Raw genomic sequence first — 12,396 nt, 5'->3', positions numbered from 1 at the left:
AACATATTTCTGTTATATATTTTATCTAAATTCTAATAATAAAATTTGAGCGGTTCAATATTCGAATTTAAATTATGAAAGGTGGCTAAATAATGAAAAAATTTACTTTTATACTTTCTATTATTTTACTAATCACATTTAATATTAATAAAACGACTGCCACTGCTGCATCTCTCCCTCAAAACTTTTCAGAAGGATTCTACACTATATCAGATTTAAGTATAATGCAAAATGTTATGTATAATGTTCAGAACCTTTCTCCTAACGAAGTTTTTATGATTATTTTCGATAGTAATAAAAGAATTCAACAATCTATAAGGTTCGAAGGACATTCAATGAAATATGTAATGCGTCCTATGAAATATGATTATAAAATTATAATAATTGGTGATGGCAGCATATCATTTTCACCAATCAATATAAATGGCAGATAAATACTCTTTATAATTACAAATGTATATACAAGCTCCTCCTTTATAGGAGCTTGTCTGAAATTTAAGCATTTTTCTACTGATCATGAACAAGGAGGTATACGCCACGCTTAGTTGTATCATTTTGAAATTTCCACATTACTTAATTCCTTTAAATAATCCAATTTTATAACCTAACATCTTTATAATTCCATACAACAATAAGGCTATTTTTATTTTATATTTTTGAAGACTTTGCCTTTATCAGTGATCCTGTAACACAAAAAAGAGCCTTAACTATAAGACTCTTAATTCCACATTATTTTTAAACCCATAATTCATGACTTTCTCTTTTTAGTGAATATTGACATTTTCCTAATAGTTTAGAGCTTAACTCACTCTTAGCATTTCTATGAATATGCTCATAAGCATCATATACATAGAGAATGTCCAAATCTAAATCTTTAGTATGTTTATTTAAAGTACTTTCTGCATATAAAAAGTGCTTTTGTAAAGATGGTTGAACTATCCACCTAGATTTTTCTTCTCTTAATTTAATAGATTTGTCATTATTCTCAATCATTGATTTAATATCTTTTAAACACATAAATTTAAATTTTTCTGTAGGAATTCTATTGATTATAAGATAATTTTCTAATCTCTTATAAAGATTTTTCTCAACAGAAATGTAGATATTTTCTTTACTTCTTATTCCTTCTTCTATGTAATTATATAAATTAACAATTAAATGCTGCTCTCCATAGTAGTGTAAAATAGAATCTCTTTCACCAGTATTTCTTCGATTGGAACTATATAAATTGCTTGTGTTGCAAAATATACAGTCAGATATTAAATCATCAATAGATTGACTTAAGCAAATTACTTCATCATCCAATAAGTTATTTTGCTTTTTAGCTAACAAATCATCAAGCCTTTCCTTCCATTCCTTAATATGACACTTTAAACCACAATTATTACATAATACTCTCATTATCTCACCCCATTTTTATTTTAAAACCCTTTTACAATAAAATTATAACATCTTTCTATGTAAATTTATGTCATTACTTGTAAGTTAAAAAAATAATTGTATTTTTTGTAGTTTAAACATACTGGAATTTTCTAAACTCTTCAATATTTTTGTATTTTTTTTAATTCATCTTGAAATAAATAATTATAGAGTTTATACTGAATTGTTTTTTTATTTCAGGCATTCATATATTCCCCTCTTTATGCTATAATAAAATCAAATAAGTTAGAGTTCAAACTTTCCACTTTGCTTTCTCTAATTATTGATAGGCACTCATAACGAGTGCCTTTTATTTATATTGGCAAAAATTTCAACATATGAGTCATAGGAAAACGAAGTTTGTCTTTTCATTAAAAAATATATAATGTTTACTTCTATATAATTTTAGTCATCACTTTTTAGTAGTTTCTTAATTCCCAAATTATTATATTTTCTTGGTTTATTCCAACCGGTATTTCAAACAGAGAGAACTCAACCACCATGTCAATTAAAGAATTTTGTGATATATAATCTATAACTTTAGATAATCCACTTATTGGCGGATCTCTTTTTTCTTTTAAATCGTAATTATAAATATTGTATACTGGCTTTTCCATTGCAATTCTATTTGATATTCCTTTTATATCACTTAACGATGCTCTCATAATAAAATCTCTGTCTATCTCTATGTCACCTTGTAATATTAATCTATCATCCGCAATAGCTAAACTCTCATATACTGCATATCTTTTGTATTTTTTGCTTTTTAGCAACACCTGATCTTTGGTAAGCATATATAAAAACTTACCGCCTGATACAGATTTATCTCTTATATTATAATATTTATAGGTATTCTCTTCTAAATAACTTTTAAGTTCATCTAAAGTTGAATTATACGTAAATATCTTTTCTGACATTCTATTTAATCCAAGCTTTTTAATCATATAATCACTTTCATATTTATTTCTAATCATGAAATCACTCCATTTTAATTTTGTGTAATAAAAAACACACCTCCATTTCTGAATAATGTGCCATTTCTAATCTTTATAGTTACTATAAAACCTTCCTTGTTGCATATAGAACTTGTCTCTACTGACTTTAATTTATTCTAGCATATTTTTGAACAGATTTTATATTTTATTGATATTTTTTAAATTTATATAATTAAAATAGGAAGGTTTCCCTTCCTATTCCATTCCTATAAATTCAACTTTTTCAACATTTCTTATGTTAAGCAAACCCTCTGTCAATGTTTTTATATCTCCATCTACTGTAGACAAATCTATGGTTATACTCAAATTAGCATAACCATTTAACGGTATGCCTTGATTTATTGTTAAAATGTCTCCGCCTTTTTCTGTAATATAATTACTTATATTCGATAAAAGCCCTTTTTCATTCTTAAATATAATATTATAGGTAACTTTTCTACCCTCTGAAGTTTCTGCAAAATCAAATACGAAATCTCTATATTTATAATAAACACTTCTACTTATTCCTGCTATTTTTACTGCTTCAGTTATTTCTTTTACTTTTCCATCTTTTAATAATTTTTTTGCAAAAAGAACTTTTTCATAAACATCAGGCAAAACCCTTTTATCTATAACTAAGTAATCTCCACTCATCATTTTGTACCTTCTATAATGGTTGCCCCCGCATTATCTAAAGATAACCCTAATATATTCCATTCCAATCCTTTTATTTGCAAGAATTCTTTAAGCTTATTGCTAAAGCGCTCATCCTTTTCATCGATAATCGCCATGATTGTAGGACCTGCTCCACTTAGATAGCAAGCTAGAGCTCCTAATTCATAACTCTTATTATACACCTCTTCAAAACCAGGAATTAATTTACTCCTGTAATTTTGGTGAAAGGCATCTTTACATGCATACCTTAATAATTCATATTTTCCGCTAGAAAAACATGCAACCATAAGAGCTGCTCTTGATACATTATATACTCCATCCTTTAAACTTATTTCCTTCGGAAGCACTTTTCTTGCTTCCTCAGTTGATAATCTAAAATTAGGAATTATCGAAATAAACTTAATTCCATTTTTTACATCTATCTTATCATAATAGGTCTTGTTTTCATCAACTATTGCAACAACCATGCCCCCAAGTAAGGCTGGTGCAACATTGTCTGGATGCCCTTCAATTTCTACAGCCATCTCCAACAACTCTTCTTCTGAAAACTTCTTCCCCAAGATTTCGTTAGCTCCTACTAGTCCCCCAACTATACATGTAGAGCTACTTCCAAGACCTCTAGATACTGGAACATCTTGTTTAATTTCACTTATTTCTAATCCTTTTATTTTATAGCCCGCTTTATCAAAACAATATTTCATTGCTTTGTAAATAATATTATCTTCATTACAAAACTCTTCTGGCATTCCATTAAACTTCAAACCATCTTCCATTTCCCTGAACCCAAAATCATTGTATAAATTTAATGCTATTCCAAGCGTGTCAAATCCAGGTCCCATATTTGCTGATGTAGCTGGTACTCTAACTGTAATCATATATTTATCACCTATGAATCCAAATAAGATAATAGAGCATTTCTCATTTCACTCTTATCCCAAACTTCATCATGTATTACTTTTGCATTTTCCAAAGTACTTAAACTATTTGGTATTTTATTATTTGTTGAATCAGATAATTTATTTAATACTTTGAAATCATCTAATCCCTCTACATCAATATCAAGTGCATTACAAATACTTCTTGGGAATTTAAACGGACTTGCTGTTGAAAGTATTAAAGTTGGTTTGTCGTCTTTAGTTTCTTCTATATACTTCTTTTTAACTACATATGCCACTGCTGTATGAGTATCCATCAAGTAATTATCTTTCTTATAAACTTCCTTTATAGCATCATACACTTCTTCTGTAGTCGCAAAGTTTCCATAAAATTCTTTTATGAAGCTTTTAATTTTTTCGTTTACTTCATAAACACCTTTAGTAGTTAGATCTTCCATTAATTTGCTAACAACTTCAGTATCTCTACCGCTTGCTTCAAATAATAATCTTTCAAGATTAGATGAAACAAGTATATCCATAGACGGTGATTCTGTTAAAATAAGTTCTCTTTTCTTGTCATATACCCCAGTTTCAAAGAAATCTGTAAGAACTTTATTTTCATTTGATGCACATATAAATTTATCTATTGGTAATCCCATTTGCTTAGCATAATATCCTGCTAATATGTTTCCAAAATTTCCTGTAGGAACTACAACATTTATAGGATCATCTTTTTGTATTACTCCTTGGTTCACTAAATTAAAATATCCATAAAAATAATACACTATTTGAGGTACTAATCTTCCAATATTAATGGAGTTTGCCGATGATAAGATAAATCCTTTTTGAGATAGCCCTTCTCTGAATTCATTATCTCCGAAGATTTCTTTTACGCCTGTCTGAGCATCATCGAAATTCCCCTTTATTCCAATGACCTTAACATTGTTTCCTTCTTGACTTGACATTTGTCTTTCCTGAATTGCACTAACACCATTCTTAGGATAATAAACTACAACTTTAAAACCATCAATATTTTTAAAACCTTCAAGTGCAGCTTTTCCTGTATCTCCTGAAGTTGCTGTAAGAATTGTTATATCCTCTTTAACATCACAAATCTTTTTAGCTCTTTTCATGATTTGTGGTAAAAATAATAACGCTGCATCCTTAAATGCACAAGTTGGTCCATGATATAATTCTAAAAAATTGTTCTTTACTTCCACACTAAATCTATCATTATATGCGTCATTAATTGCCCCAGTTAATTCCGCATCATCAATATCTGTGAAAAACTCATTGATAACTTTAAATGCTAGATCTTCATATTTAATATGCGTATCTTCCTTCAATTCATCATAGACTTTAGGAAATTCATCTGGAACATACAATCCGCCATCTTTTGAAATTCCATTAATTATTGCTCTAGCAGATTCTATATTCTTATCCAGACCCCTAGTACTTCTAAACTTCATCTAATATCACCTCAAAATTGTATTAAATATGAAAATATATCTTTATTAATTAACAAATTTAAGTATATATAAACATATTCCACCTGTAATATATATTATCATGTATTCTATAGATAAACAAGTGTTTTTCCATAAAACACATGAAAATCATAATATTTTTTTACATGTAAATGTTTAATGGCATTATTTGGATTGCGCAATCATTAATTCTTAAATCTGGGCACTCTGGTACAAAAATATTATTTTTCTCTAAACACTCTATAAGAGGAGTAAATTGCTCAAAAAACTTTTCATAAAACTGTTCTTGGCCAGTTTTTCTAAGTAAACTTATAGAATCTTGTTCTTCAGTGCACGTTTTTATTACTTTTCCTATGACCCTACACGGACAATTTATATTATCAAATATATTAAATTTATTATTCATGAAATTATCTTTATTGACGTTTAGTATTATTGTTCCATTTCCACATTTCATAATTAAATCTGTAGTGTTATTATTTTCTAAAATACTTTTCATATAAGTCAGCATTTTTAAGCACATTGAAAAATTTATTTTCACATTACATTCTTTAGTTAGATCATCCAAGTATTCCGCTCCAAATATTGTTATCAAATTAATTAGAGTTTCAATATAAGACATAATGCTTTTATTTGTAATTGTTCCTTCAATCTCAATTAGATCTCCTGGATATATATTATTATTTTCTATATCTTTTTCATTTTTATGCTGCAACTGTTTATTTTCATTAAAGTAGTTAATTAAACTTCCATTTAATACGAATGTAGTATAAGTAGTTTTAACTTGTCTTTCCTCTCTTACACATTGCCTTGCATCTATTTCTTTATCAATATGATGATGCTCAAAATTATTATTAGCATCTAATTCATTTTTATCCTTAAATCCTTTTCTCTCAATTCTTGTAACACTTCCTTGATTAGAATTTTCTATTCTATCTCCCTCATGAAACCCTGCTGATAATGTTCTATCAAAAGCTTGAGTTCTAGTTATTGTTTCTATGAATCCAGTTAACACTAAAGAGGATAAATTTCTAACTAAAATTTCATCTAAATAAACAAGTATACCAAAAGGATTGCTCATATATACTCCTTTCAAAAAGGTTAATATCTATTCGTTTCTTCTTATATATTATTCATATTCATACTAATATAAAATATTATTTATACTTTTATTTTTATTAAAAATGCATCTATTTTTTCCCAATAAATTGCAAATTTCTTAATTTGCGAATTATTTGAATCTTTTGTAATATAAATTTATAGTATAAATTTATATTAATATAGAAATTCTAATATAGTCTTTAGGTGTACTTAAACGCTTGTTTTCTATACACATTTTTTAGATTGCCTATATTAGTATTTTAATATTATAAAATCTTTTCAGAAAGGAGATATGCCTAAATTATTATAAATACCCGAATAAATTTTATTGATTATTAGGCATATGGTATTTAATGAAGAAGTTTTTTAAAAGGTTTTTCTTAATTTTATTTATTGTACTTTTTGTTTTTAGTTTGTTTTTTTACAAAAGAATTATGTTATCGTATAGAATTGCTGATAAGTATATTTCTTTAAAAAATCATGTATGGACAATACAGGAATTCAATACTCAAAAGTCATCAAGTTCAATGAATTACAAAGATGTTATTTATAAAAATACTAATGGTGTCCCATTAAAACTAGATATTTACGGTCCAATAAATCAAGTATATAAATCTTCACCAGTACTTGTATATGTTCATGGTGGAAGCTGGGCTTATGGAGATAAAAATATTCCTGATGCATTGAGTCCAGTACTCGATACTTTTAGAGAACAAGGTTATACAATTATAAGTACTTCCTATGAGCTTATGAAAGAAAAGGAAAATTTCAACAAACAAATTTCCGATGTCAAGGATACAATAAGATGGATAAATAAGAATCAGTATTCCTATAATCTTAATACAAGTGAAATAGGCATTATTGGTGTTTCATCCGGCGCGCATCTTTCTCTCATGGCAAGTTACAGTGGTGATGATGAATTTATAGATGATAACGAATTAAGCAATTATTCTTCAAAAGTAAAATACTTAATTGATTTTGCAGGACCAACTGATTTAAGTCTATTAAATACTCAAAATTTAAATTATGATTTATCAAAAATTTTTGCTTCTATTTCAAATAAAGAAGATGTAATAAAAAAATATAATCCCATAACTTACGTCAACAAAGCAACTCCAAATACTTTGATAATTCATAGCAATTCAGATAATATGGTTCCTTATGAAAGTTCAAAGGAGCTTTACGATAAATGTGTTCAGGAACACTCAAAAGCTAAGCTGATTACATTAAATAGCAGCGCTCATGATTTATCGGATATCTCTAAAGATGATGTTATAGATATTTCCGAGGGATTACTTAAATTTGTAATATTCAATTCACCTTTATAGAGTAAATATTTATAGAAATCGTAGGTAATGTGATGCAACAAATCTAATCCTCAACTGTAATTCGTATATCTGATGCAAGACTTTACCTTCGGTTTCCTTCAGATTATACTTCACGTCGGACATTCTTCTCCTAGACTAATTATTGATACTATCAGCCAAATTACAGGCTATCATCATTAGTACTTTCCAACTCTTTACACATAGGTATAAAAAAATCGCAGGGACTGTGGAGCCGGAGATTTTTTTCACGCATCTGCCTTTTCGAACGCATGTGAGAAAAATCTGCACATCAGAAATGGTAGCTATGCTACATATAAGAACATTTTATGAAGGCGAATAAGATTTCTTTTTTATTCTTTTTAAAATACAAAAACTAGTCAATCAACTTTTTTTAAATTATCCACAGATTTTATCGGAATATAAATTCCTAAAGAATAAAAAAATAAAGGGTATGCCCTAATTTCTTTATGGCTCACCCTTAACTTTTTAATGTCCTAAAATATACATCTTATAAAGCGCAGCTATGCACTTATGAAAAGAGCAGATATACTGCAATACAGAACTTTTCTGCACATAAGAACATTCTATGATAATTGGGACTTGTTATATAATTTCATCTACTTTATCTGACACTTCACCTAGAAAATTAATATTCGTAATTTTTTACATTTTCACATATTACTATATTTATTTTCTTATCCTCTATTACTTTTTTATATGAGCATAAAAATTCATTTAACTCATTATCATTTAAGTCTATACTTTTCTCACTAACTAATATAACCTCTAAATTCTCTAGAAGTACTTTCAAATCATTTTTCTCGTTTTTTATGAAATATTCTGACATTGTTTTATTAGATATTCTGCTTTTGTATTTTTCCTGAAACCCCATTGTCTTTTTAATAGTCTGATAGTCTAAGTTGCTTCCACCCGTATCAAATCCGGGTATTTTAAATTGCCCCTGAATTAAAGAAGGATCTACCCCATATCTTTCTAGAAACTTTTTTTGTATATTTATTAATTTATCTTGTGATATATTATTTTCTTCCATGTAAGCTAATATATTTTTGGAGAAATCAGACATATTCATTTTGCCCTCAGCCAGTTTATAATACATAGAATAAATATACTCTTCGAATTTATCTATGTCTTTATCTTTGACCTTATTTTTTAATTCATTAAAATCTATAATTTTATCAGACACATTAATCCTCTCCTTTGTATTATTATATAATATTAAGTATTTATCTGTTGTACTTTTTTTATTATATTTTATTTAATAATTGCTTACTTATTTTTTTCATTATCATCGTTCATTCTTTCATTTTTAGAAAATACGCATCCACAATAATCTTGCCTATATAATTTATATTGTTTAGAAAGCTCTATAGAACGTTTATACCCTTCTTTCTTCTTAAAGTCAGAATATAAATATTTTACATCATGTTCTTCAGATAAACTTTTACCAATTTCGTTTAATTTAGCAGAATTTTTATGAGGGCTTATAGATAATGTTGTTGTAAAATAGTCATAGCCTTTTTCCTTGGCCATTATAGCAGCTTCATTAAGTCTTAATTCATAACAATTAAAACATCTAACTCCACCTTCTTTTTCCTCTTCCAAACCTTTAGTTAACTTATAAAAACTTTCCGTATCATATTTTCCTTCAATAAATCTTATTTCATTTTTGACTTTCATTTCTGATATAAGACCCTTTTGTTCCGCAACTCTTCTACTATACTCCTCCATTGGGTATATATTAGGATTATAAAAGAAGATAGTTATCTTAAAATATTGTGACAAATATTCCAAAACATAGCTGCTGCAAGGTGCACAGCAACTATGAAGCAGTAAAGTTGGAACCTCTTCATTTTTTACCAAATTTTCAATTAAGTAATCTAATTCCTTTTGATAATTAATTTTATTCATATGTAAGTCATTCCTTTTATAAGTTTATTAATGCATTTTATTATAAACTCATTTTATTTTCATTTGATGCAAACTCTTCAAATGCTTTTAAGAAAGCATCTATATGACTTTCTTTATGTTGTACACTTAAAAATAATGCTTCAAATTGTGACGGAGGTAAATTAAATCCTGATTTTAACATATGTTCAAAATATCTATTAAATCTATTCACATCACATTTCTTAACATCATCATAAGTTCTAACTTCTTTTAAATCATTAAAGAATAAAGTCATCATTCCTCCAACTCTATTCATTACAACCGGAAGATCATATTTTTTTGATATATTTATTATACCTTCTTCAAGTCTAGCTCCTATATTTTCGATGTGATCATAATAATTCTGATTATTTTTTAACTTATTTAAAGTTGCTATACCTGCTGCCATAACAATTGGATTTCCTGACATAGTTCCAGCTTGATAGACTCCGCCTAAAGGGGATAGATTCTTCATTATTTCTTTTCTTCCACCATATGCACCACATGGAAGTCCGCCACCCATAATCTTAGCATAAGTAACCAAATCTGGCTTAACGTTAAATAGTGATTGTGCTCCTTTAAATGCTACTCTAAATCCACTCATTACTTCATCAAATATTAGTAGTGAACCATATTGATTACAAAGATCTCTTAGAGTTTCCATAAAATCATTTTCTGACTTTATTACTCCCATATTTCCAGCTACCGGCTCAATAATAACTCCCGCAATTTCATTACCATATTTTTTAAATAATTCTGTAATTTGTTCCTTATCATTATATATACCAATTAACGTATTTTCTATGCTTTCATTAGGTACACCAAGTGAACCTGGTATTCCTCCTGTCATCACTCCTGATCCAGCTTCAATTAAAAAACCATCAAAATGTCCATGATAACATCCTGCAAACTTAACAATTCTTTTTCTCTTTGTGTATCCTCTTGCAAGTTTAACTGCACTCATAGTAGCTTCTGTTCCCGAATTGACCATTCTAATCATCTCAACATTATCCAGATTAGTGCATATAAATTTTGCTAAATCTAATTCTAATTTTGTTGGTGCTCCAAAAGCCAATGCCATTGAACTAACTTCCTTAATAGCTTCTACAACATCATCGTCGCAATGTCCTAGAATTAATGGTCCCCAGGCTAATACGAAATCTATATATTCATTATCTTCCTCATCTTTGATTATTACGCCTTTACCGCTTTTTATAATAGGCGGATTTAAATTAACTCCCTTAAAGGCTCTAACCGGACTGTTAACTCCACCAGGCATGTATTCCTCTGATTCTTTAAATATATCAACGTTTTTCAATTTAACTCCTCCTTAGCCCGCATAAAATCTATAAATATTTATATATGTTTATATTTTTATTGTTTCATATTTACATATTATTATATTTAAATTGTAAAAAATTTATATATTTAAATATATATGTTGCAATGCACAATTCACAATTACGACTAAAATTCTTGTAATATTTTTAGAATTATGGTGAATAATTATTTTTACAATATATAAATTTTTTAATTACTATCTATTTGTGTTCTTTTATCTTCTTAGAACTTTTGCTGCCTCTAATGCATGATAAGTAATAATTATATCTGCTCCAGCTCTCTTAATCGATGTTAAAGTTTCCATCATTACTCTTTCTTCATCAATAACGCCAAGCTTTCCAGCTGCTTTAATCATAGCATACTCACCACTTACATTATAAGCCACAAGAGGAAGATTGAAATTTTCTTTACAATCTCTTATTATGTCTAGGTAAGAAAGTGCCGGCTTAACCATAATGAAATCTGCTCCTTCTTCTACATCCATTTGCGTTTCACGAATGGCTTCCATTCTATTTCCTGGATCCATTTGATATGTCTTTCTATCTCCAAATTGTGGTGCTGAATTTGCAGCATCTCTGAACGGTCCATAAAAAGCCGAGCAATATTTAGCAGAATAACTCATTATACTAACATTCTTAAAGTTATTCTCATCTAATGCACTTCTTAATGATCCAATTCTTCCATCCATCATATCTGAAGGAGCTATAATATCTGCACCTGCCTTCGCATGTGATACTGCTATTTTACTTAAATATTCTAATGTTTCATCATTGTCTACATATTCATCATGAATTATTCCACAATGTCCATGTGAAGTATATTCACACATGCAGACATCAGTAATAATAAGCAATTCTTTATCAAGCTTCTTTATTTCTCTTATTGCCTGTTGAACAATTCCATTATCATTATAACTTTCAGAACCACACTCATCTTTATGGTTTGGAATTCCAAAAAGTAATACTCCAGAAATATTAGCTTCTCTAACTTCTTCAACTACTTCATACAGCCTATCAACTGAATAATGATAAACACCTGGCAATGATGAAATTTCATTTTTTATATTATCTCCCTCAACAACAAAAATAGGATAAATAAAATCCTTTGAATTTAAACTTGTTTCTCTAACCATATCTCTAATGGCAGCACTAACTCTAAGTCTTCTACCTCTTTTAATCATAACAAACTCCTCCATTATTTTAGCCATCTTCAAAGATGTCCCTCATTTTATTTAATATCTAAATTTATA

12 protein-coding genes are annotated in these 12,396 nt (G+C 28.3%); 2 read left to right on the top strand and 10 right to left on the bottom strand.

Translation table 11 applies throughout. The annotated features are described in order from the left end of the window. Window positions 1-92 precede the first annotated feature (92 nt). Complete coding sequence (locus tag L1S46_RS03740; protein ID WP_011968632.1) at window positions 93-434, top strand: hypothetical protein; 342 nt, start codon at window positions 93-95, stop codon at window positions 432-434. Between the two features lie 301 nt (window positions 435-735). On the opposite strand, the gene L1S46_RS03735 is transcribed toward L1S46_RS03740, so the two are convergent. The 6 genes from L1S46_RS03735 to L1S46_RS03710 form a co-directional block, all read right to left on the bottom strand. Beyond that, on the bottom strand, window positions 736-1,401 hold the full coding sequence (locus L1S46_RS03735; RefSeq protein WP_238899245.1) for a hypothetical protein: 666 nt from the start codon (window positions 1,399-1,401) through the stop codon (window positions 736-738). Window positions 1,402-1,838: 437 nt separating this feature from the next. Then, a complete protein-coding gene (locus L1S46_RS03730; protein ID WP_039772063.1) occupies window positions 1,839-2,393 on the bottom strand; it encodes a hypothetical protein in 555 nt (184 codons plus the stop codon). A 216-nt stretch (window positions 2,394-2,609) separates the two neighbouring features. After that, window positions 2,610-3,047, bottom strand: coding sequence for an ACT domain-containing protein (locus L1S46_RS03725; RefSeq protein ID WP_023974269.1), 438 nt, complete (start codon window positions 3,045-3,047; stop codon window positions 2,610-2,612). Next, window positions 3,047-3,943, bottom strand: coding sequence for a homoserine kinase (gene thrB / locus L1S46_RS03720; RefSeq protein WP_238899244.1), 897 nt, complete (start codon window positions 3,941-3,943; stop codon window positions 3,047-3,049). The genes L1S46_RS03725 and thrB overlap by 1 nt, the downstream gene beginning before the upstream one ends. 11 nt (window positions 3,944-3,954) lie before the next feature. After that, the gene (gene thrC, locus L1S46_RS03715; protein WP_011968627.1) at window positions 3,955-5,412 is read right to left on the bottom strand and encodes a threonine synthase; all 1,458 of its coding nucleotides are present in this window, start codon (window positions 5,410-5,412) and stop codon (window positions 3,955-3,957) included. 160 nt (window positions 5,413-5,572) lie between these two features. After that, window positions 5,573-6,511 carry a hypothetical protein gene (locus L1S46_RS03710; RefSeq protein ID WP_011968626.1) on the bottom strand — a complete coding sequence of 313 codons (939 nt, stop codon included), beginning with the start codon at window positions 6,509-6,511 and terminating at the stop codon, window positions 5,573-5,575. Between the two features lie 373 nt (window positions 6,512-6,884). Here L1S46_RS03710 and L1S46_RS03705 point away from each other — a divergent pair, with 373 nt between their 5' ends. Beyond that, a complete protein-coding gene (locus tag L1S46_RS03705) occupies window positions 6,885-7,859 on the top strand; it encodes an alpha/beta hydrolase (RefSeq protein ID WP_038457281.1) in 975 nt (324 codons plus the stop codon). A 646-nt stretch (window positions 7,860-8,505) separates the two neighbouring features. Here the strand turns inward: L1S46_RS03705 and L1S46_RS03700 are convergent. The 4 genes from L1S46_RS03700 to hemB form a co-directional block, all read right to left on the bottom strand. Then, the gene (locus L1S46_RS03700; protein ID WP_077831521.1) at window positions 8,506-9,063 is read right to left on the bottom strand and encodes a DUF3867 domain-containing protein; all 558 of its coding nucleotides are present in this window, start codon (window positions 9,061-9,063) and stop codon (window positions 8,506-8,508) included. An 83-nt stretch (window positions 9,064-9,146) separates the two neighbouring features. After that, window positions 9,147-9,788, bottom strand: coding sequence for an epoxyqueuosine reductase QueH (locus tag L1S46_RS03695; protein WP_238899243.1), 642 nt, complete (start codon window positions 9,786-9,788; stop codon window positions 9,147-9,149). A gap of 40 nt (window positions 9,789-9,828) precedes the next feature. Continuing rightward, window positions 9,829-11,124 carry a glutamate-1-semialdehyde 2,1-aminomutase gene (hemL, locus tag L1S46_RS03690; RefSeq protein ID WP_077831519.1) on the bottom strand — a complete coding sequence of 432 codons (1,296 nt, stop codon included), beginning with the start codon at window positions 11,122-11,124 and terminating at the stop codon, window positions 9,829-9,831. 237 nt (window positions 11,125-11,361) lie between these two features. Next, window positions 11,362-12,327, bottom strand: a complete 966-nt coding sequence (gene hemB / locus L1S46_RS03685) for a porphobilinogen synthase (protein ID WP_236895168.1) — start codon at window positions 12,325-12,327, stop codon at window positions 11,362-11,364. Window positions 12,328-12,396: the final 69 nt, after the last annotated feature.

This window comes from Clostridium sp. YIM B02500 (genome assembly GCF_022324665.1).
In the GTDB taxonomy this organism is placed as follows: domain Bacteria; phylum Bacillota; class Clostridia; order Clostridiales; family Clostridiaceae; genus Clostridium; species Clostridium beijerinckii.
The sequence above is the reverse complement of the archived record's forward strand: the minus strand, read 5'-3'. Positions and strand labels throughout refer to the sequence as shown.

Coding starts and splice junctions, on each gene's coding strand:
- L1S46_RS03740 (WP_011968632.1), top strand. CDS start 93: ATGAAAAAATTTACTTTTATACTTTCTATTATTTTACTAATCACATTT.
- L1S46_RS03735 (WP_238899245.1), bottom strand. CDS start 1,401: ATGAGAGTATTATGTAATAATTGTGGTTTAAAGTGTCATATTAAGGAA.
- L1S46_RS03730 (WP_039772063.1), bottom strand. CDS start 2,393: ATGATTAGAAATAAATATGAAAGTGATTATATGATTAAAAAGCTTGGA.
- L1S46_RS03725 (WP_023974269.1), bottom strand. CDS start 3,047: ATGAGTGGAGATTACTTAGTTATAGATAAAAGGGTTTTGCCTGATGTT.
- thrB (WP_238899244.1), bottom strand. CDS start 3,943: ATGATTACAGTTAGAGTACCAGCTACATCAGCAAATATGGGACCTGGA.
- thrC (WP_011968627.1), bottom strand. CDS start 5,412: ATGAAGTTTAGAAGTACTAGGGGTCTGGATAAGAATATAGAATCTGCT.
- L1S46_RS03710 (WP_011968626.1), bottom strand. CDS start 6,511: ATGAGCAATCCTTTTGGTATACTTGTTTATTTAGATGAAATTTTAGTT.
- L1S46_RS03705 (WP_038457281.1), top strand. CDS start 6,885: ATGAAGAAGTTTTTTAAAAGGTTTTTCTTAATTTTATTTATTGTACTT.
- L1S46_RS03695 (WP_238899243.1), bottom strand. CDS start 9,788: ATGAATAAAATTAATTATCAAAAGGAATTAGATTACTTAATTGAAAAT.
- hemB (WP_236895168.1), bottom strand. CDS start 12,327: ATGATTAAAAGAGGTAGAAGACTTAGAGTTAGTGCTGCCATTAGAGAT.